The sequence below is a fragment of the Brevibacillus antibioticus genome, assembly GCF_005217615.1.
Lineage (GTDB): Bacteria > Bacillota > Bacilli > Brevibacillales > Brevibacillaceae > Brevibacillus > Brevibacillus antibioticus.
On sequence record NZ_SZNK01000001.1, the window covers coordinates 1,422,044 to 1,440,915 of the forward strand.

Genomic DNA, 18,872 nt, shown 5'->3' on the forward strand with positions numbered 1-18,872 from the left:
TCATAGAGGAAACAGATCAGGAGGAAGAATAGAGCATGAGTGTTTTGATTGTAGAGAATTTGTCCCATGGTTTTGGGGACCGTGTGTTGTTTCGTGATGTGTCTTTCCGTTTGCAACCGAATGACCGTGTAGGACTCGTAGGCGCAAATGGTACTGGGAAATCAACGATGATGGGGATTTTGACAGGCCAAAACTTGCCTGATAACGGTCGTATTGAATGGATGCCCAAAATCGAATACGGATATTTGGATCAGCATACCAAGCTACAAGCTGGTAAAACGATTCGTGACGTACTCAAGGATGCCTTCCTGCCATTGTTGGAGCAAGAGGCTGAACTGATGACGATTGGGGAAAAGATGGCCGAGGCAACTCCAGAGGAACTGGAAGAATTGCTGGAGCGTATGGGCGAAATTCAAGACAAGCTGGAAACGAGCGGCTTTTATTTGATCGATGCAAAAGTAGATGAAATCGCCAACGCTTTGGGTTTGAGTGCAATCGGTTTGGAGCGCGATGTTGCATCCCTCTCTGGTGGTCAGCGTACCAAGGTTCTTTTGGCAAAATTGCTGCTGGAACAACCTACTGTTCTTTTGCTAGATGAGCCGACGAACTACTTGGATGAAGAGCATATCGTGTGGCTGAAAAACTACCTGAAGGAATATCCATATGCCTTCATGCTGATTTCCCATGACACGACCTTCATGAACGAAGTCGTGAATGTGATTTATCATTTGGAATTTACCAAGTTGAATCGTTACACAGGGAACTACGAATCCTTCCTGGCACAGTCTGAGACAAAACGCAGTCAGCACTTTGACGCATTTGAGAAGCAGCAGGAAGAAATCGCTAAAATGGAAGATTTTATTGCGCGCAATAAAGCACGTGCTTCTACTACCGGTCGCGCGAAGAGCCGTCAAAAGCAGCTCGATAAAATGGATCGCATCGACAAGCCGGAAACGGCTGCGAAACCTTCGTTTATCTTTAAAGAATCCCGGGCAAGTAGCCGTTTTGTCATCGAGGCTGAAAACCTGGAGATCGGATATTCTCATCCATTGCTGCCTAAGCTGAGTGTAAAGCTGGAGCGGGGTGAAAAAGTAGCCATTGTCGGCATGAACGGTGTCGGTAAGTCTACCCTGTTGAAAACGTTGCTGGGTGTGATTCCTCCGCTGGATGGAAAGCTGGAAAAAGGCGACTTCCTCCATCCTGCTTACTTCGAGCAAGAAGTAAAGGCGAAGCCAATTACCGCACTCGATGATGTATGGAATGATTTCCCTTCCATGAATAACCATGAGGTTCGCGGAGCACTTGCACGTTGTGGCTTGAAAAACGAGCATATCAACCGGAATATGAATGCTCTGTCCGGGGGCGAGCAAGCAAAAGTTCGTCTTTGTAAATTACTGCAACGCGAAAGCAACTGGCTAGTGTTTGACGAGCCGACGAACCACTTGGATGTCGTCGCTAAGGAAGAGCTCAAACGCTCCTTGAAGGAGTTCAAAGGGACTGTTCTTCTCGTATGTCACGAACCTGAATTTTATGAGGATTGGGTTACACAGACGTGGGATGTTGAGAAGTGGAGCTTGGAACAGGCAAAAACTCCGATAAAATTGTAAAAGCAAAAACAGGCAGCCACCTATTGGGTGAGACTGCCTGTTTTTTTATGTGAGTGACGCATTTCGCATACGGATCATGGAAAAGTGCAGACTGCTTTTTAGTAATGCATCTCGAAGCGGCAACAGGGAAGGAGTAATTCTCAACTCAATATCCGCTTGGCTAAGGCAGTGCACGAGGTCACCTAATGGCCTTACGTCTAGTGGCGTAACGGTTTCCTTTGACAAATAGTAGCCCGCGCCTTCGTCCCAGCAATAAAAAGATTCTGGTGAGAAGGTATATTCATATAGCTTTGTTTGTGTAAGCTCGGAATACCATTTGCTCTCGATAGCCATAACCATGTTAGCGCTCGTCAAACCAAGAAAGCGCTCGACGTCTGCTGACTCGGAATCTGCTTTTTTGTAAAAACAAATTCTTGGGCAATCTCGTGGTAAAAAATACATCGGCGCTCGTGCTTCATCAATCGCCCACACAGCGGGAGCAAGTGTGGGATGGGAGGGATGGGCGCGAGGCTGAAATATCGTAATAGTCGGATCTTCACTATAATGAAAAAGTCTTTGCATAAATCAGTGACCTCCCCGATCCCCTCTACACTTCCTTAAAAAACAGCCCACGCATTTGGCAAATAGCGGCCTCGATGATACGGAGAAGATGTCTTCGTGATGGCTTCACCGTTGTGCAGCATCATGGAGCTGGAACCACCGTCCATGGCCATTGCTGTAACCACACCGCGCTCGGCCAATACTTCCGCCATGTCGTTCATGCTTGCGCCGATGGAATGGCCGGGCTGACGTCCGTCAATGACAGCAAATACGATCGTACCGTCTTCTTTTTGTCCAATTGCGGTACGCGGTTGAATCCCCCAGCTTTTGGCAGGCTTTCCTTCAAACATATTTTTCCCGTTTACAATCAACTGCGGACGGAAGCTCACAGCGTCACGCACGCCCATTTTTACGAGTTCCTCAGCCGAGTAGCTGCCCGTAATCAGTTTACCGTCGTAGGTAAGCCCTAACGCCGTTTCTCCGCTTCTCGGGTTGTAACCCTGCAAAATCTTTCCGTCGTGAATGACGACGCCATAGGCTCGCGCTCCTTTGCCGTAGCCGTCTGGGTCAGAGAATCCGCTGGCATTGACAATCCCGATGGCTCCTGTTTTCTTTACAAACTCATCCAGTAAATCTCCACGGTCCTTGCGATTGGTGACGACGAGACGTACTCTGCTCGGATCGCTAATGTACATGATTTTTCCTTTAAAGTAATAACTACCTTTCGAGACGTCAATTTCCTCGATCTCGATTAGTTCTTTTGGTTTCTCCGGAAGTGTGACGGTTACCAGATTCGATTTCGGCGGAATGGCAGGTCCTGTCGTGACTGTGCCTGTGCCTTCGGAATTGATAACGGTCGGATGTGTAATTTGCTGCTTTAGTTCTTTCAGTTTTTCCTCAGGCAAAAATGTATAGGGGGCCCAGTAATCGTGCTGGGTTGTCAGCAAAGTACCTGCCGCCCACTCGCGCAATTCTACTCCGTTTTTCGTACCAAATAAAAAAATAATTCCCAGTAGAGCTAAGGTTGTACAGGTTAAGGCAGTTCCAAGCATCCATTTCTTAACCCAACGCCATGGTCTTTTGCGCTTGGTTCGCTTGCGTGTGCGTGTGCGCGACAACATCTCCATTCACTATTCACATCCATCTAACAAATTGTACGAGGGTTATCATTCCTAAAGGAAGAGACGTATGAGTGGGAAAAAGGTTTCAGGAAAATAATATGTGATCACTGTGGTCAAAATAAAGAACAGGAGGTGATAGGTGTGCGTGACTATGATGAGGCGTTTCAAAAAGAAGTAGAGGAGTACATGGAAAGTCCAAAAGGGACACGTAACCAAACCACCAGCCGGGACCGTCAAGACCAGGGTGAGAAGCAGGAGACCCGTTTCGATTCCAATAACGGGTAGAAGGAAGGTCAGGCGAAGTCCAAAGCGGATTTCGCCTGTTTTTATCTGTCTCTACATGAACCTTACCTCACGAGGGCTGGCTTACCTCTGTATTCTACCTGTAAAGTGTGGTAAGCTTACCCAATGCACGACTTTATGCCAGGAGGGTTTTTGTGAGCACCACGTTTGAAGATTTACAAATTAGCGCACCGCTGTTGACTATATTGCGAGAGCGAAAAATGGAAACACCGACACCTGTACAGAGTGAAGCCATCCCGTTGATTATGGCTGGTCGAGATGCCTTGATTGAATCACCGACAGGGACAGGCAAGACGTTTGCTTATCTCTTGCCGATTTTATCGAAAATCAATATGGAGCAAAAAGATGTACAGGCTATTGTACTCGCACCGACGCATGAGCTTGTTGTTCAGATTGCGCGGGAAGCAGAAAGCCTTCTGCCTGGGAAGGACACGGCCGTGATGTCCATTATTGGCGGAGTCGATGTGAAACGCCAAATCGAGAGACTGAAAAAGAAGCCTGTATTGATCGTAGCAACACCAGGAAGACTGTTGGAGCTGATTGAGCAGCGCAAGCTAAAGGTCCATGAAGTAAAGACAGTTGTTGTCGACGAGGCAGACCGAATGCTGGATGCGGGCTTTGGCAAGCCAGTTCAAGAGGTCATGAAAAAAACACTGCGTGATACACAACGCCTGTTATTCTCAGCGACAATCGCAGAGGAAGTCGTACATACGGCTGAAATTTTCACAAAAGATGCTGCCGTTATTCGCGCAGCAGCTCCAGAAGGCGCCGCAGGGGTAGCACACATGTATTTGGTCACTGACCCACGCAAAAAGGTGGACACGCTCCGTCGTTTGCTGCGCCTCGTCAATGTTCGCTCGTCGATTGTTTTTGTTAATCAAATCGAAAAAGTGGACGAGGTTGTATCGAAGCTCAACTACCACAATTTGCCATGCAGACTCCTGCACCGTGATGCTACAAAAGAAGAGCGTGCCCGCACCCTGCAACAATTCCGAGATGGAGCATTCCCCGTCTTGATTACGACAGATGTATCGGCACGTGGCATTGATATTCCAGGTGTGGAATGTATTGTTCATTACGATCCTGCATCGGACGCTGACACGTACATTCATCGCAGTGGGCGAACTGGGCGTATGGGGCGTGCCGGACTGGTATTTTCGATTATTACGACACAGGAACGTTTTATCATCGAAAAATTTTCCAAGCAAACAGGTTTGCCGATTGCTGAAAAATTCATGACGCACGGAGCGCTGGAAGATCCGCGTCCTGTGCGAAAGCCTGCGCCAGCACAAAAGTCAGGAGCTCCAGCCAAAAATACGAGCCCTGCCAAACGGAATCAAAATCGTGCACATAAGAAGGGCGGCTTTGGAACAAAGTAGGACAAGAAGTACACAACTTGTCTGCAGGAGGTTTCCATGCGCAAAGATCGCTTATATGAAGAGGATTTGCTGGTAAATGGCACAGTTGGTGGAGAAGTTCTGACGAAACACGAACGACAAGTGCTGCGCCAGGAAGCAGGGGAACTGAGGGAAAAGATGGAACAGGCGAAACAAGAGCCGATTGCAGAATGAATGACGAAGAAGAGCAGGGAGAATCCGTGAAGTTTACGGATGCCCTGCTCTTTTTTCTTGGTAGTGGATTAAATAGCGGTCCAGCTCTTTTAGCCAATCATGTACGCTTTCATAAGGGGCATCCATTTGTAACAAACGCCGAATCATCATGCGAATGGAAGGGGATATCGAGAGCTCCTCTTCCCAGCTTTTTTCAGGTGCGTCTGGTTCCGATTCGTATCCGGAATAGAGCAAAAATAAAAAGAAATGTCCTAAAGCGTACAAATCACTGGAAGGAGCGACTTTTCGCTTCAATTGTTTATCAGATGGGTAGGCGGAAAGAGCATCAGCCGTGTACGTCGGCCGATCACCAATGAACCGAGCGAGACCAAAATCAATCAGGTAGGGCTTGTCCTCTTTCCAGATGACGTTGGGAATGCGTACGTCGCGGTGAATCACATTTTGCTCATGGAGGTAGGCCACGAGTTCTCCGATTTGGCGGATCCATTCGACGCATTTTTGCTCATTAGCGACGATGTTATGATCAAATAACATGTCTTCGAGTGTCGGGCCTGCTATATAAGTCATGACCATAAACGAGTCTTGCCGATAAGTGAAGGAATCCAGACAGCGAGGGATTTGTGGATGCGAGAGGGACATCAGCACTTTTTTTTCATACGCCTGCATGGCTTCTCCTTTTGGTGTGTGACGCAGGCTTGGCTTCACTTGCTTCAGCACAACCTGATTCCCTGTAGGGTTGTGCGTGGCGAGATATGCGATCCCGTAGCTTCCCATCCCTAGTACTTTTGTTATGTCATAGTGTCCTGCCAGGTGGCCAGGCCGATATGGTTTGTCACGTATCGTTTCGTTCCACCATGACTTCATACGAGTCCACATTGTCTGATTTTCCCCTCCTCCCTTCATCTTATCATGATTTGAAAAAGCTGACCTTTTTTTCAATAGGTTTGCTATAATCAGTTCGTTACATGCAGACAGGAGCGAAGGGTATGAATTTTACAATCGACTGGTTATCCTTTTATCTAATGGAACAGCCTGAAGAAGAGGATGGCATAAAACAAGTGCGGATGACGCGCTATTTGGGTCATGATGAATATCAGAAAAGCGAGCTGAAAGATTTTCTCGATGGGGAATTCGCCCGGATTGCGAAAAGAAAAGTCGAGATGAATCCGAAGACAGAAGGCACGCCGACAAAGCTGGGTCAATTTGTCCTGGAGCCTGGACATCCATTGGACTCGAACCCCAACTATGCCCTCTTGAATCGATTGTTGGTAGCGGAGACGCCAGGAGAGAGCAAGGAGCCTTGTCAGGAGTTGATTCAGTCGTATTTGCGAACCTCTCAGGTGAGAGGTGGGGTCATGATTGTAGTGCGGACGAGGCTCGATCTGATTGATGAGCGCTATCTCTTTATTTTAAAGTGCGATTTCGAACAAAAAACAGCGGTCATCACAGATGAGAAGAGCCTCATATCGAATGTACGTATGGCGATTAACGCCAAAAACATGAAATCGCTGATGTATCCGTATATGATCGAATCGGGAATGAATGATCCTTATCACGTGAAAATTCATCAGTTCTCTCACGCGCGGTATTTCGAAGAATTTCTGCGTTTTATCGAGTATCCGCAAACGATGACACAGATCGTTTCTGAAGAAGTCATTTCATTGGCGAGACAGCACATTGAATATACGTATCCCGAAGCGTCCGAAGAGCGGATGCGGGAAGAGGAAGCCATCGAACTCATTGCTGCAAGTCCTAAGCGGGAGCTCGCAGAAAAATGGGAGCATGAGACCGTGATGGAAGCCATGCAAATCATTACAGATCGCCAACCAGAGGTCGAGCTGAAGTTCAAGCTGGATCATATGCAGATTCGCACATTATTGGCCGATTACGGTACCAGCCTGCATATCGCAAAAGTAAACGGGCGTTATTTGGTCTTATTAGAAGGTGAACAGCTACAATTCGAGCGTGGCATGTCCCCTGTTGAGTTTTTAAAGCCAAAGGCATTGACGGACATCGTGAAAGAAATCGAAGAGCGAAGCCAAAACGTTGCGTATACCCCAATGAGCACGCCAACGGAGGACAATGATAATCCACCTTGGTAATAAACGAGGAAGGGAGTGATTAAGTTGGATCGACAACTGAAAGTAATCGGTCAAGAGCATAACATTTATCCGGTTTTGCGCCATGCCTCGATGATCAACAAGTACCCGGAGCGGTGGGTTGTGAAGGAACATACAGCAGATACGTATGTCCTGTACGCGCTAGATCAAGGGGAAGGCTACGCATTGATTGAGCAGCGGATGTTACAGGAAGCAGGCTGGACGAGCGAGCAGCTTCATTCATACGCGATGGAAAACTTGCGAAAGCTCCCCTTTTCAGTGAAGTCACAAGAGGTAGGAGGTCAGCGTATCCATTTTATTAGTCCGACAGATGGATACGCGGCAAGTCGGATTTTACTTGACTCATTTCTGGCGGAGATGGATCAGAAAAAGCAAGGAGACTCGCTTGGTGTCGCGATTCCGCATCAGGATGTGCTGATTGTGGCGGATATGGCAGGAGAAGCTGGAGCCCATCTGTTAGCTCGTCTTACTTATGATTTTGCATCCAAAGGGCAAGTGCCGATTTCTGTCTTGCCTTTTTATTGGGAGGAAGGGGAATTGACCCCATTTCTCGTAGTGACGCACGACTCGGGTACGAAAATTGAAAGAAAGTAGAGCAAGCGCGGGGAGAGGCTTCCCGCGTTTTCTATACCGTTGGAAAATCGGAGGAAACCCTCGAATGAAAAATTTTCATGATTGGTCAACATGGAGGGTTTGATCAGGTAAAATACGCGCGAGATTTTAAGGAGGGCTTTTACGGAATAGAGGCATGCTTGTTTGATTCGGAGGAGGATATCCAAGTCTTACAGCGTGAAGCTCAAGCAAAAGGATTTGCGGTTGGTGTTCATTTTCCGCTGCGTGCAGGTCAATCCGAGCTGCGGGATGCTTTATTCATGGATGCTCATGATCAGACGAGTGCCGAGGCGTTTGAAAGAATAAAGAGGGAACTGGCGTATATGGCATTCCTTTCGCCAACCTATGTCTTATTCCACTATCCAAAGCCTGTCATTTTGGATGAGCGTGTCGACTGGAATGTTTGGCGTTTTCATGATACGCGAGACTATGTTTGGGAGCAGGTTTACACAGAAGCAGAGTTTCAATCACGTAGTGAGCAGGTGTTTGCGTGGTTGGCTGCGAAAGGCAAGGAGTTTCACTTCACACCAGTCCTTGAATTCGATGCACTCAACCGATATGTGTATGGGACAAAGTTTTTAGAGGACTTGCTGCAGAAATATCCAACGATCAAGCTCTGTCTCGATACGGGCCGATTGTTCCTGCAAGAAAAAATCGACCCGTGTTTCGATGCGCGCAAGGTCATCCAAACGTATACGAAATATGCGTTTAGCATTCATTTGAAGAGTATGAAGGTGACCGCGAGTGGGGTAGAATTCATTCACTTTCCCGTTCTTCCCGAATGGAAACCAGAAGAAGGGTGGGCTCCGATTGAGGACTACCTGACAATCATCCGGAAGGAAAACCCGCACATAAAGATCATGTTCGAGCATCGTTCCGACCAAGTAACAGACGAACAACTCGAGCGTTGCTATCGTTGGGTGAAGCAGCTCTTATCTGAACCTTATGAATCCACGTCCAGTAATAACTCAATATAGCGTCCGGCATCCTGAATCAGCCAGTACGGGTACCTGGGACCGTGTATATACAAGTCTGTGGCGCTCACGAGCATCGTCTTCACCCGTGTCTTATCACGCATCAACTGCGCACATACCCCCATCGTCATCCACGGATATAAATCACCAGTCGAAAACGTATCAAAATGCGGGAACGCGTCGGTGATCCTCTGGTAGAGCAGCGAGGCCGTGTTGGCATCTGTCATGCTGTAGACAATGGGAAACGCTTGGGAAGTAACGTCTGGGTACCATTTTCGCCAGCCTGGATACGTCCGGTCATACATTGCATATGACTTGCGAATCCGACTGTACATTCCACGGATGCCAAGCTCGCAGGCTCTCGCACGTGAAGCCGCTTCCTCGGCAGCCTCCACATCTCCGATCAACGAAAATAAATACGAAGCATCTGCCAGTCCCTTGGCCACTTCGCAATTATCCATCAAATATTTTACCCGATACGAATGCTTCGCCCAGGTTAGGCCGTCCTTCTGTTGCAGGCGGGCAACGGCTTTGAGAAGGGACAAGAGTGTAGAGTGGTTGGCATACAGCCAGTCCATACGCCCCGTTGCTCGTATCCATTCCGCGAGCAAGCTAAAATAAGTGGTGTGGTAGCTATCTTCGCTATCATTTGTGCCGGTATCGATTTCTCTGCCCTGCTCAAGACGAAAATCATTGATATAGCCGTCCGTATTCAGGTTTTGCAAATACCAATCGAGATGACCACGAACAGCCTCTACCTCCTTCATGCGGATAAGGGAAATGATTCCAAGGTTAGTAAAGTACGGATTGATTTGATCACGTTGGGAGCCAAGGCGAAAGGTCCCGCTCGACAATTGACAGGATAGCAAAAAACTTGTTTGATTCAACGCCATTTCTTGCATCCATTTTTCCATGAAACGGATCTCCTCTCCAAGCTACGTGATTGCTGAGACGAATTTGACGCCGTATTCGATCCATTGCAAGGAACGTACATAGGAATCACTGTCGATGGACGGCAGTGAAGCAGCTTCTTTCACGACCGTGTGCCATTTTTCATCTCGAAACCAATCTACCCCATCTGCCGGATCGTGTCCATAATCAGGCCATGCCTCTTGAAGACGTGGGCTGTATATCTTCGGGCTTCCTTCTAGCAACTCATGTCCATCCAATCGTAGTTGGTACTCATTTTCTGTGGTAGAAGGAGTATGATGAGGTGTGAACAAATGCGGCCAATAATCCGCTCGTGAGCCTGTATGAGGAATACGAGAGCAATAGGAGATTATTTTTTCGAAGCGAAAAGGATCCCCGAACAATTGCTGATACAACGTTTTTCCGATCTGAATACGGTTTCTGACGTCAGGAAAATGATGAACATTCAACCCGATCATGCTAAGTCGGCGGTCAGTAGGATGCGCTTTATAAGGAATGAGCACTTGGTTCATCGAGAGAGCAGATTGGGCGACGAAAGCAAACGAAGCGAAAATACGATTCAGTGTAAACGGTTTCTGTACGACACGTTCTTCAATATATTGTTGTTCATTGACGATGAGTGCATGTGTAATGCTCGCACTATCTTTGGATGCAAGGAACTCTTGCCAATACGATTGCATAAAGACTGAAACACCTAGTGGCGCCAAAAGCTTTGTTAAATCTGTCCCTGTTCGTTTCATCTCCGCATACAATAGTAATTGCGGATAGGCATCGTGAAAAATCAGCCAGTTACATCTTTCCAAAAACCAAAAAAATGGCTCGATTGCTTGTGCATCCATGATAAGTGGTAGCCATTCTCCTTTTAAATCGGTCATATTCCATCCGCCATTTCGTGAGACCAGATGGGCCAATAACGCCCAGTGAACCTCTTCGTGCTCGAGATAAAAGGCGAGGTATGCTTGTGTGCGGGTGACATTGTTGCGATTGGCTTTGGTTGTTGCTTGTCTGATTTGAGCAACCAGGTGCTGCTCGGCCATTTTCGTTGCTGTCGTATCTATCATAGGTATGGGTAGCTCCTTGTTGTTTTCACATGGAAAAAAGCAGGTCCACTGGATGACCCGCTTTTTACTCAACCAATCATTTCTAGTACGAGGAGCCGAACGAGTAGTTTTTCCTTGGCTTCCTCCCACGTATTTGCAAAAATGACAACGTGCTCCGATTGGAACTCCGTTTCAGCGACAAAAATCCCATCTTGTTCGTAGATGTTCATAGATGATCGTCCTTTCTGCTGCCTTTCAAGCATTGTATGCTATCATGTAAGAGATGATGCATCCAGGATGCTGGAAAATCATGAGAAGGGTGGCACCAAACATGATAGTAAAAGTGACAAAAGAAGCAGTAGAACGCATAGCCCGTACAGACAAGCCTATTCGGATCAATGGTGAGCTAGTCGGTGGCTGCGGGATGAATGTAGAGTATGCGTTGTGGTGGGATAGCCAAGGTCCAGAGGATAAAGTCTACCAGGTCGATTCTTTGACGTTTCTAATAGATAGCGAAACGATCGCCTATATTGGATCTGATCTGCTTACGATTGATTATCGTGCGCAGCAAGGCTTCCGGATGGTAACGCCACAGCAAATTTTGGCCTATGGTCTTCAGTTGAAAGAGCGCTGGAGTTAACTACTTCGGGAGAAATTGCAAAAGAAAGGCGAGAATTCCTGCTGCAATTAAAGGACCGACTGCAACACCGCGGAAAAAAGTGACGCCAGCGATTGTACCTAGCAAGAGGCCAGTAACGATCAATGGATTTTGGGTCATCAAGACCGTTCCTTTTCCCGCCAGGTAAGCCACAAATATACCGACAGCGACGGCTAGTAACGAATGCCAATTTGTAAAAATCTCGAAGATGGACGAAGGATTGATTTTGCCGCTTGCAAGCGGAGTCATGATGCCAATCGTTAGTATAATGATCCCGAGCTGTAATCCATACTGCTCGAGTAGTGGGAAATATCGGTCCAATGACAGGAGCCTCATTAAGAGAAGGATCGCAACTGCAATGGATACGGTTGCGTTGTTGCCAATGACACCGAGCGCCAGTAATACCAAAAGGATGATCGAAATCCAGTCCATATGCGGGGGCTCCCTTTCGTTTTTCTTAGTATATCCATGCTGCTGGGGCATGTGAGCGGGCAAGAAAAAAGAGATCGGCGTGCACAAGAGTGCGAGTGCCGATCTCTTTTTTCTAGTCAAACCATAGTTCCAGCATTCCTACCGGAAAACCTGTCTGTTCGTCTGAATCAGGGAAACGTCCCCAAGCAAAGACGCCGTTGAAATAATCGATTGTAAACGGCTGATCGTAATCAGGCACGCTGTATTTGCTGCCGATTCGGAACTCACCCGTTCCTAAATAGTACGATTTCGCCATAAAGTACTTTTGTGTAATGATCGCAAGCTGTGAGTGATCACCAAGCTCCTTTTTCTCTTTCGCATCTACGTGCAGGCGCTCCATTTCTTCCTGCAGCTCAGCGAGTGTCATCTGACTGTACAAACGCAACGGACTGCCCCCTTTCCATACAGGTATATTGTAGCAAAAGACAAGGGAAAAGGCGATGGATGCAGAATCCTCTAAGGAAACGAAAGGGGAGTCAATGCGAATATGACACGTTTTGATTTACATGGGAAGAAAGCAATCATAACGGGTGCTGGGCGAGGAATTGGGAAGGCACTTGCGTTGGGAATCGCAGAAGCGGGTGCGGAGGTTGCGGTGGTCTCGCGAACAGCTTCCGATTTGCAAGAAGTGGTATCGGCGATTGAAGCAAAAGGTGGGGTGGCTTTTCCTGTTGAAGTTGACTTGACTGTGTCTGATGCAGCGGACCGTGTTGTGAAGAAGGTAGTCGAAGGTCTAGGGGGTGTTCATATCCTGATCAACAATGCAGGAATGAATATCCGCAAAAAAGCTCATGAGGTAACGGAAGAAGAGTGGGACAGGGTATTGGATTTGAATTTGAAAGCAGCATTTTTCATGAGCCAAGCTGCTGGCAAAATCATGTGCGAGCAGCGCTATGGAAGAATCGTCAATATCGCTTCGGTCGCAGGTGTAGAAGCACTTCGCACGGGTGTCGCTTATGGTGCCAGCAAAGCAGGGCTCATCCAGATGACGCGGGTGCTGGCATTGGAATGGAGCAAGTTTGGTGTCAACGTAAATGCAATCGCGCCGTGGTATTTCCGTACACCACTAACGGAGAGCTTGCTTAACGAAGAAGCGTTCGTCCAAGAGGTGTTGCAGCGAACGCCGAGTGGACGAATCGGGGATGTGGAGGACTTGGTAGGACCAGCGATATTCTTGTCCTCTGATGCAGCTTCATATATATCAGGTCAAACAATATCGGTTGATGGCGGTATGTCTATATATGGGTTTTAAAATAAAAAAAGGGGCATTCCCAGATGGGAATGCCTAATTATTGGGGGCGATTGAGAAAAAGAACGACTGATTGTTCTATGACTGGTTTGCTCTCACCCAAAACAGTCAATCAATCAAAGCTATTAGCGTAGGCATACTCAGATTGAACGATCGATCTAAACATGCTTACGTTAAAAAGTCACCCAAAGAAGAGAATCGGACTTTTTCTCAATGCGTTGAAAAAGTGCTTACACCTACAACATAGCAAGCAAAAGTAAAACATCAATAAAATAAAAATAAAGTATTATTAAATTTGTGAGTAGCGTGTTAACGAGCAAAACGATGGTTACCGATTTCAACCGTTACAGGACGTGACCAAATCCACTTGGATGTAGCCGTATCGGGGTTGAAGAAGTACAGGGAACCATTGCTCGGATCTTTTCCATTCACGGCGTCATGGACCGCTTTTCTCGTACTTTCATTTGATTTATGTGTCAAATTGCCGTCATGGACAGGCGAAAACGCATTGGGAGCATAAATAACCTCCCGTACCGTATTTGGAAATTTATCTGACGCAACCCGATTCAATACAACGGCAGCAATCGCTACCTGTCCTTCATACGGTTCTCCCCGGCCTTCCGCATACACTAACCGGGTGAGCAGTTCCATATCCCTCTCCGAAACTTTCCCTTTCCCATTACGAACCACTATTGGGCGACTACCACGACTAACCTGCACAGACTCGCGTTTTACTGCTTTAGCAGTTGTGGTTGATTTCTTTTCCTTCTTCAAGGCTTGTTCCGATGGCTCCTGTGCACTACCGAGAACAGGAAGAATTGGTATTGGTTGTGGTGCCATTGCACTTGTCGGTGTGACAAATAAGCATAACAGCAACAAGCCAAAACTGTTCAAAAAGAAGAAAAAGCGCGTTGGCGCTTCTTGTGTCAACATGGTTTGAACCACTCCTTTTCGCTTTTTGCGTTTTGATTGCGGAAGCGAATCAGGTCTTTTGCAAGTCTATCGGTCTTATTGGAATGGTTCAAGAGGGAATTGGTTCCATAGAACTATTTACAAAGTAATGAAGTTTGTGAAAGTGTTTTCATAAACGGATGATAAAAAAGCCACTTTCCCGTTGAGAAAGTGGCTTTCGTGTGCAATTTGAAGCTGCTCTTATTTTTCCGTAATCGTAATGGATTTAATGGTAATCGTTTGCTCAGGAACACTTGGTTCACCTGTTTGGTCTTTCTTTACTTTTGTTCCTGCAATTTTTTGAACGACATCCATGCCACCCGTGACCTTTCCGAAAATCGTGTAGTCCGGAGAGTTGTCCAATCCTTTCACGTCAGGTCCAGAACCAATGAAGAATTGGCTACCATTCGTATTTTTACCGGAATTTGCCATAGCAACCACGCCTGGCTCATATTTATGACCATTTTTCAATTCGTCTTCAAACGTGTAGCCAGGACCGCCCCTGCCAGTTCCTAATGGATCGCCTGTTTGAATCATGAAGTCTTTGATAATGCGGTGGAACTTGATGCCGTCATAGAACTTGTCCTTTGCAAGGAAAACAAAGTTATTGACTGCAAGCGGGGCATCTTTTTCGAATAGATCAATCGTAACGTCTCCCATTGAGGTACTGATGGTTGCATGATAATCTTTCTTTTGATCAATTGTCATTGCAGGATACTCCTTATATTTTCCCGGAGTAGCTGGGTGTGCTGGCGCGGTGTCTTTTGGCTTTTCCTGCTGCACAGGTTGCCCCTGATTGTTTTGCTCAGGCGCGGCAGAATTGCTACACCCCACAAGTAGACTTATTGAGAGTAATACTGAACTTACAGTTATCAAAGTGCGTTTCATCTAACCGTCATCCCTTTCTATTTATGTTACGTGTTCCAAAACAGATTATAATAAAAAATAGGGAGAGGTCAAACTTGACAAGTTCTTGTTAGGGTGTTGATTTCTTGATTTTACTCAGTAGCTGGCAATATCGGGGCTAGTAAATGTAAAAAAATGAATAAATGGAAGGTGAGTTCATTGAAATCAAGTTTAAAAATTACCATTCTACTATGTTTCACACTCGTTGCTTGTACACAGAATAATGATAAACAGCCAATTAAGATCCCTGTTGAAATTTCAGAAGTAAAAACATTCTTGAATGATATTCAAGCAGAGAAACCACTCGGCATACAAGGTAACAAGATGATTGTTGATGGGACACCTGACGCATTGGATGAATTAGATAAAAAGATGGATGAATTACTTCCAACACTTGAGCCTGTTGAAAAAGTAAAGCTCGAAAAAGCCCAAGAGCAGACAAGTATCATGATTAGTTTCGATCATGTGTACTTTTATTTCCCCTTAAATGAATCGAAGCAAGAAAAACTTTACCTGAAAATCTCAGACGATGAAATATACGAGTTAAAAGGGGATGTGCAAAAAATTAAGGAAGTCAAATCATTTGCCGCAAAGAAAGGTATAATTTAAAAAAGACTGAATGTTGGAAAAACATAACGAAAAGTATATAAATGGAATGGATTGCCTGTTTGAATCAAGAAGTCTTTGATAACGCGGTGGAACGAGATGCCGTCATAGAACTTGTCCTTTGCATTGCCAATCTGCATAGCCGGAGCCTTCTCGTATGTCTTCTCTCCGGTTGGACCCGGTGGGCTAGCTGGCTCGGTTTCGATTACAACACAAATCGTCGAGCTTTTGCCAATCCGTTAGTTTCCTTTCCAATCTCACATGGTATGATTGGGGGAAGAGGGTGATCAATGTGGCAGAGCGATTTGAGACCAAAACGGTACATATTGGACATGACGCTTTGCGGGGAGTAAAGAGTAAAACTACACCGATTTATCAAACCTCTGTTTTTGCCTTCGAAGGCTTGGAAGAAGTAGAACAGTACTACGTCGGCGAAGGAGATTACTTGTACACCCGAAATGGCAATCCCAACCAAGCGGAGCTGGCTCGAGCAATCGCTGTTTTAGAAGGCGCAGAGGCAGGTGTCAGTGCTGCCTCCGGTATGGGAGCGATCATGGCGGGTTTCCTTGCCGTTCTGTCCCCTGGCGATCACGTTCTGGCTTCCCATGAAATTTATGGCGGTACATACGCTTTACTGCACAAGGAGCTGTCGCGATTTGGGATCGAGCTTGAGTGCATTCAGCTTGGTCAAATGACACAGCTTGCTGATCATGTTCGCCCAACGACGCAGCTGTTTTTCGTGGAGACCATCACCAATCCGCTATTGACTGTTGTAGATCTGCCTTACTGGATCAAGGAAGCGAAGAGTCTTGGCTTAACCGTCATGGTGGATAATACGTTTGCGACACCGTATTTGGTACAACCCATTTCATTTGGAGCAGATCTCGTGGTACATAGTGGAACCAAATATATAGGTGGACATAGCGATGTGACGTCAGGTGTTCTGGTTGGATCACAGACCACGATCAAGCGTGCCATAGAGATCGTAATCAATTATGGTGCATCGCTCAGTCCTTTTGAAGCCTGGTTGACATCACGCGGTTTGAAAACATTGGCAGTGAGAATGGAGCGTCAATGCGAAAATGCTAGCCAGATCGCTGCGTTTCTTCGTGAGCATCCTGCAGTTGGACAAGTGTATTACCCAAGTCCTACGGATACCTTCTTTTTTTCACGGCAAAAGCAGGGGGCAATGGTATCCTTTGTTCTGGCAGACGAGACGAAGATCTACGACTTTTACCGGGGACTTGACTGGATCAAGCTGGCTCCGTCCCTTGCAGGTGTGGAGACGAGTGTCTCTCATCCTGTTACGACGTCCCACCGTGCTTTTTCTGAAGAGCAGCGCAAGGAAATGGGAATCACGATGGGACTGGTACGGTTATCGGTCGGAATCGAGGCAGTTCAAGACATTCAGTTAGCATTAGATGCAGCATTAGGGAAATAATTCAAAAAACTTTGCCATATTATGAAACTTTCTTCCTAAGAAATACGTAATACTTAGTTAGAGTAGTCTTAGAATGCAGTGGAGAACGTCCATTCTGAGAACATGCTTTAGTCTGGAAGAAACCGAGGAAAACGCAAATGGGAATGGCTATGAAGCAACCGTCGGGGCCATCATCCGGAGATTATTATGAATCTCGTCCATTTACGGAACTGTATGACGAATATTTTGATCGCGTCAACCGGTATTTACGATGCCGGGTTCAAAGTACGTGGGATGCGGATGATTTGACCACCGTGGTTTTTTTAAAAGCGCTAGAAAAATTCGAGCAATATAGCAGAACAAGTCCTTTCGCATCATGGATTTTTCGTATTGCTCACAATACATATGTAGATTTTATGCGGAAAAACAGGGAGTTACCGGTTGACCAGGAAGATTTCCTAGGAGCAGAACCGGACGACACATGGCAGCCGGAACGGCAGGCGTTGACGAATGAAGAGATTCGTCTGCTTCGTGATCGTCTGGACTTGTTGTCTCAGGATCAACGGGACGTGTTGATGCTCCGGTACTTTGCTGACCTCAAAATCAGCCAGGTAGCTGAGGTGCTCGGCAAAACAGAATCGAGTATCAAAATGATTTCTTATCGCGGATTACAGAAACTTCAGAAGATGTATGAGAGGGGGGACTCCGAATGAGAGAAGAGGAGAAGCGCCCCCAGGATCATCAATCGGATGATCAGACCGTAACCCAACTCCTGACCCATTTGAAGCAGATGCGCGGATCGGTTCCAGTCAATTATCAGCTAAAATCAGACCTCAAAAATCAATTACTCCAGAAAATGAGAGAACTTGAAGCCAAACAGGCAAAGGTCCCAAATGTCGCACCCAAAAAGTTTGGGAAGTTGGTTTGGAGCGGAATCGCTGCTGCTGCTCTCACCCTTGCCATAGGCGGATTTGTGTGGTGGAACGATACCTCTTTTGCCGTTCGAAAGCATGAAGTACTCAAGCTGCCAGCACAAGCAGCCGTGGAGCTTGTTGATATTGACTGCAAAGCCACTCAGCTAGCTTATATCAATCACAATACAGAGCTGAAAACCATTCCAATCGACGAGGAATTAAAGCCAGTTACGATCAAGTTACCACCAACGGAAGGCAAGTACACGGGGGTAGCGTGGTCTAATTCTGGGAAGCAAATCGCTGTCGTTGAGCAGGATAAAAAATTATCGCGGATATGGATTGTGGAGATGCCGACGCCTTACAGCATGGGAAGCAGCCGATTGCTGAAGGAAGAAGAAGGGGTATTGTATTCTTCACCAAGCTGGTCTGAACATGATGATTCGCTTGCCTTTACACGCTCTAAAAATGGCGTAGAAGAAATTTGGGTGAGCAGCACAATTTCATTCCAAGAATGGAAGCTTGTAGAAGGCTCTCAGCCTGAATGGTCACCAGATGGCAGCTTGCTTGCCTTCAATAAAGCCGGTGAAGTACAGCTTATGGAAATGCGAACGGGGAAAGTTACCTCGCTTGCAGTGGGACAGTGGGCATCGTGGAGCTCCGATACGAGATTGACCTATACACACCCAAATGGAACGTTGATGGAAGTAAACGTGGGTGTAGAGCCTTTTGTGACACGCGAGCTACCATTGCGAAACCAGTCATCTGAAGAGCTGATCAAAGGAAACTGGGCAAACAAAGGTAAGTACTTACTGCTTATCTCACGTCATGATCAACTGCAACAACTGGTTATCTCTTTGGCGTCACGAAAATGAGCGGAGG

At 46.5% G+C, this 18,872-nt stretch carries 24 protein-coding genes; 13 read left to right on the forward strand and 11 right to left on the reverse strand.

The genetic code is table 11. The features are described from left to right. Positions 1–35 precede the first annotated feature (35 nt). Complete coding sequence (locus E8L90_RS06880) at positions 36–1,607, forward strand: ABC-F family ATP-binding cassette domain-containing protein (protein ID WP_137028556.1); 1,572 nt, start codon at positions 36–38, stop codon at positions 1,605–1,607. 45 nt (positions 1,608–1,652) lie between these two features. Here E8L90_RS06880 and E8L90_RS06885 read toward each other — a convergent pair whose 3' ends face one another. Together E8L90_RS06885 and E8L90_RS06890 are read right to left on the reverse strand one after the other, a co-directional pair. Continuing rightward, positions 1,653–2,168, reverse strand: a complete 516-nt coding sequence (locus E8L90_RS06885) for a DUF6886 family protein (protein WP_137028557.1) — start codon at positions 2,166–2,168, stop codon at positions 1,653–1,655. A gap of 35 nt (positions 2,169–2,203) precedes the next feature. Further along, positions 2,204–3,274 (reverse strand): phosphodiester glycosidase family protein, encoded by a 1,071-nt coding sequence (locus tag E8L90_RS06890; protein ID WP_137028558.1) that lies wholly within the window; start codon positions 3,272–3,274, stop codon positions 2,204–2,206. Positions 3,275–3,409: 135 nt separating this feature from the next. Between E8L90_RS06890 and E8L90_RS30165 the strand changes: the two genes are divergently transcribed. From E8L90_RS30165 to E8L90_RS30170, 3 genes are all read left to right on the forward strand, one after another. Beyond that, positions 3,410–3,553, forward strand: coding sequence for a hypothetical protein (locus E8L90_RS30165; RefSeq protein ID WP_162837736.1), 144 nt, complete (start codon positions 3,410–3,412; stop codon positions 3,551–3,553). 152 nt (positions 3,554–3,705) lie between these two features. Next, the gene (locus E8L90_RS06895) at positions 3,706–4,950 is read left to right on the forward strand and encodes a DEAD/DEAH box helicase (RefSeq protein ID WP_137028559.1); all 1,245 of its coding nucleotides are present in this window, start codon (positions 3,706–3,708) and stop codon (positions 4,948–4,950) included. Positions 4,951–4,986: 36 nt separating this feature from the next. Beyond that, positions 4,987–5,142 (forward strand): hypothetical protein, encoded by a 156-nt coding sequence (locus E8L90_RS30170; RefSeq protein ID WP_167497586.1) that lies wholly within the window; start codon positions 4,987–4,989, stop codon positions 5,140–5,142. A 33-nt stretch (positions 5,143–5,175) separates the two neighbouring features. Here E8L90_RS30170 and E8L90_RS06900 read toward each other — a convergent pair whose 3' ends face one another. Next, the gene (locus E8L90_RS06900) at positions 5,176–6,018 is read right to left on the reverse strand and encodes a serine/threonine protein kinase (RefSeq protein WP_137028560.1); all 843 of its coding nucleotides are present in this window, start codon (positions 6,016–6,018) and stop codon (positions 5,176–5,178) included. A gap of 110 nt (positions 6,019–6,128) precedes the next feature. Here E8L90_RS06900 and E8L90_RS06905 point away from each other — a divergent pair, with 110 nt between their 5' ends. From E8L90_RS06905 to E8L90_RS06915, 3 genes are all read left to right on the forward strand, one after another. Continuing rightward, complete coding sequence (locus tag E8L90_RS06905) at positions 6,129–7,244, forward strand: DUF3900 domain-containing protein (RefSeq protein ID WP_137028561.1); 1,116 nt, start codon at positions 6,129–6,131, stop codon at positions 7,242–7,244. A 15-nt stretch (positions 7,245–7,259) separates the two neighbouring features. Continuing rightward, the gene (locus E8L90_RS06910; RefSeq protein WP_137028562.1) at positions 7,260–7,856 is read left to right on the forward strand and encodes a DUF1444 family protein; all 597 of its coding nucleotides are present in this window, start codon (positions 7,260–7,262) and stop codon (positions 7,854–7,856) included. A gap of 77 nt (positions 7,857–7,933) precedes the next feature. Next, positions 7,934–8,851, forward strand: coding sequence for an apurinic/apyrimidinic endonuclease family protein (locus E8L90_RS06915; RefSeq protein WP_137028563.1), 918 nt, complete (start codon positions 7,934–7,936; stop codon positions 8,849–8,851). Here the strand turns inward: E8L90_RS06915 and E8L90_RS06920 are convergent. The 3 genes from E8L90_RS06920 to E8L90_RS30175 all read right to left on the reverse strand — a co-directional run bounded on the left by E8L90_RS06920 (position 8,818) and on the right by E8L90_RS30175 (position 11,048). Next, positions 8,818–9,762: a hypothetical protein gene (locus tag E8L90_RS06920; RefSeq protein WP_137028564.1), complete on the reverse strand. Its 945-nt coding sequence runs from the start codon at positions 9,760–9,762 to the stop codon at positions 8,818–8,820. The genes E8L90_RS06915 and E8L90_RS06920 overlap by 34 nt on opposite strands. 21 nt (positions 9,763–9,783) lie before the next feature. Then, positions 9,784–10,839: a DUF2515 family protein gene (locus E8L90_RS06925; protein WP_137028565.1), complete on the reverse strand. Its 1,056-nt coding sequence runs from the start codon at positions 10,837–10,839 to the stop codon at positions 9,784–9,786. 68 nt (positions 10,840–10,907) lie between these two features. Then, entirely contained in the window at positions 10,908–11,048 is a 141-nt protein-coding gene (locus tag E8L90_RS30175) for a hypothetical protein (RefSeq protein WP_007718846.1), read from the reverse strand. Between the two features lie 101 nt (positions 11,049–11,149). On the opposite strand from E8L90_RS30175, the gene E8L90_RS06930 reads away from it, so the two are divergent. Then, positions 11,150–11,458, forward strand: a complete 309-nt coding sequence (locus E8L90_RS06930; RefSeq protein WP_137028566.1) for an iron-sulfur cluster biosynthesis family protein — start codon at positions 11,150–11,152, stop codon at positions 11,456–11,458. Here E8L90_RS06930 and E8L90_RS06935 read toward each other — a convergent pair whose 3' ends face one another. Then, positions 11,459–11,908, reverse strand: a complete 450-nt coding sequence (locus tag E8L90_RS06935) for a DUF441 domain-containing protein (RefSeq protein ID WP_137028567.1) — start codon at positions 11,906–11,908, stop codon at positions 11,459–11,461. It abuts the gene before it with no gap. 112 nt (positions 11,909–12,020) lie between these two features. Next, on the reverse strand, positions 12,021–12,332 hold the full coding sequence (locus E8L90_RS06940; protein ID WP_137028568.1) for a YfhH family protein: 312 nt from the start codon (positions 12,330–12,332) through the stop codon (positions 12,021–12,023). A 102-nt stretch (positions 12,333–12,434) separates the two neighbouring features. On the opposite strand from E8L90_RS06940, the gene E8L90_RS06945 reads away from it, so the two are divergent. Then, entirely contained in the window at positions 12,435–13,199 is a 765-nt protein-coding gene (locus E8L90_RS06945; RefSeq protein WP_137028569.1) for an SDR family NAD(P)-dependent oxidoreductase, read from the forward strand. Between the two features lie 306 nt (positions 13,200–13,505). On the opposite strand, the gene E8L90_RS06950 is transcribed toward E8L90_RS06945, so the two are convergent. After that, positions 13,506–14,129 (reverse strand): cell wall hydrolase, encoded by a 624-nt coding sequence (locus tag E8L90_RS06950; RefSeq protein WP_137028570.1) that lies wholly within the window; start codon positions 14,127–14,129, stop codon positions 13,506–13,508. 219 nt (positions 14,130–14,348) lie between these two features. Further along, positions 14,349–15,035: a peptidylprolyl isomerase gene (locus E8L90_RS06955; RefSeq protein ID WP_137028571.1), complete on the reverse strand. Its 687-nt coding sequence runs from the start codon at positions 15,033–15,035 to the stop codon at positions 14,349–14,351. A gap of 177 nt (positions 15,036–15,212) precedes the next feature. Here E8L90_RS06955 and E8L90_RS06960 point away from each other — a divergent pair, with 177 nt between their 5' ends. After that, complete coding sequence (locus E8L90_RS06960; protein ID WP_162309062.1) at positions 15,213–15,662, forward strand: hypothetical protein; 450 nt, start codon at positions 15,213–15,215, stop codon at positions 15,660–15,662. Here E8L90_RS06960 and E8L90_RS31345 read toward each other — a convergent pair. Further along, a complete protein-coding gene (locus E8L90_RS31345) occupies positions 15,659–15,799 on the reverse strand; it encodes a peptidylprolyl isomerase (protein WP_425267099.1) in 141 nt (46 codons plus the stop codon). The genes E8L90_RS06960 and E8L90_RS31345 overlap by 4 nt on opposite strands. Before the next feature lie 143 nt (positions 15,800–15,942). On the opposite strand from E8L90_RS31345, the gene E8L90_RS06970 reads away from it, so the two are divergent. The 3 genes from E8L90_RS06970 to E8L90_RS06980 all read left to right on the forward strand — a co-directional run bounded on the left by E8L90_RS06970 (position 15,943) and on the right by E8L90_RS06980 (position 18,865). After that, positions 15,943–17,100: a trans-sulfuration enzyme family protein gene (locus E8L90_RS06970; protein ID WP_137028573.1), complete on the forward strand. Its 1,158-nt coding sequence runs from the start codon at positions 15,943–15,945 to the stop codon at positions 17,098–17,100. A gap of 137 nt (positions 17,101–17,237) precedes the next feature. Then, complete coding sequence (locus E8L90_RS06975) at positions 17,238–17,792, forward strand: RNA polymerase sigma factor (protein WP_047067599.1); 555 nt, start codon at positions 17,238–17,240, stop codon at positions 17,790–17,792. Beyond that, a complete protein-coding gene (locus tag E8L90_RS06980) occupies positions 17,789–18,865 on the forward strand; it encodes a TolB family protein (RefSeq protein WP_137028574.1) in 1,077 nt (358 codons plus the stop codon). Before E8L90_RS06975 ends, E8L90_RS06980 begins: the two co-directional genes overlap by 4 nt. Positions 18,866–18,872 lie beyond the last annotated feature (7 nt).

Excerpts from the sequence above, each read along its gene's own strand:
- E8L90_RS06880 (WP_137028556.1), top strand. The coding sequence starts at position 36 with ATGAGTGTTTTGATTGTAGAGAATTTGTCCCATGGTTTTGGGGACCGT.
- E8L90_RS06885 (WP_137028557.1), bottom strand. The coding sequence starts at position 2,168 with ATGCAAAGACTTTTTCATTATAGTGAAGATCCGACTATTACGATATTT.
- E8L90_RS06890 (WP_137028558.1), bottom strand. The coding sequence starts at position 3,274 with ATGGAGATGTTGTCGCGCACACGCACACGCAAGCGAACCAAGCGCAAA.
- E8L90_RS30170 (WP_167497586.1), top strand. The coding sequence starts at position 4,987 with ATGCGCAAAGATCGCTTATATGAAGAGGATTTGCTGGTAAATGGCACA.
- E8L90_RS06900 (WP_137028560.1), bottom strand. The coding sequence starts at position 6,018 with ATGTGGACTCGTATGAAGTCATGGTGGAACGAAACGATACGTGACAAA.
- E8L90_RS06905 (WP_137028561.1), top strand. The coding sequence starts at position 6,129 with ATGAATTTTACAATCGACTGGTTATCCTTTTATCTAATGGAACAGCCT.
- E8L90_RS06915 (WP_137028563.1), top strand. The coding sequence starts at position 7,934 with ATGATTGGTCAACATGGAGGGTTTGATCAGGTAAAATACGCGCGAGAT.
- E8L90_RS06920 (WP_137028564.1), bottom strand. The coding sequence starts at position 9,762 with ATGGAAAAATGGATGCAAGAAATGGCGTTGAATCAAACAAGTTTTTTG.
- E8L90_RS06925 (WP_137028565.1), bottom strand. The coding sequence starts at position 10,839 with ATGATAGATACGACAGCAACGAAAATGGCCGAGCAGCACCTGGTTGCT.
- E8L90_RS30175 (WP_007718846.1), bottom strand. The coding sequence starts at position 11,048 with ATGAACATCTACGAACAAGATGGGATTTTTGTCGCTGAAACGGAGTTC.
- E8L90_RS06930 (WP_137028566.1), top strand. The coding sequence starts at position 11,150 with ATGATAGTAAAAGTGACAAAAGAAGCAGTAGAACGCATAGCCCGTACA.
- E8L90_RS06935 (WP_137028567.1), bottom strand. The coding sequence starts at position 11,908 with ATGGACTGGATTTCGATCATCCTTTTGGTATTACTGGCGCTCGGTGTC.
- E8L90_RS06945 (WP_137028569.1), top strand. The coding sequence starts at position 12,435 with ATGACACGTTTTGATTTACATGGGAAGAAAGCAATCATAACGGGTGCT.
- E8L90_RS06950 (WP_137028570.1), bottom strand. The coding sequence starts at position 14,129 with ATGTTGACACAAGAAGCGCCAACGCGCTTTTTCTTCTTTTTGAACAGT.
- E8L90_RS06955 (WP_137028571.1), bottom strand. The coding sequence starts at position 15,035 with ATGAAACGCACTTTGATAACTGTAAGTTCAGTATTACTCTCAATAAGT.
- E8L90_RS31345 (WP_425267099.1), bottom strand. The coding sequence starts at position 15,799 with ATGCAGATTGGCAATGCAAAGGACAAGTTCTATGACGGCATCTCGTTC.
- E8L90_RS06975 (WP_047067599.1), top strand. The coding sequence starts at position 17,238 with ATGGGAATGGCTATGAAGCAACCGTCGGGGCCATCATCCGGAGATTAT.
- E8L90_RS06980 (WP_137028574.1), top strand. The coding sequence starts at position 17,789 with ATGAGAGAAGAGGAGAAGCGCCCCCAGGATCATCAATCGGATGATCAG.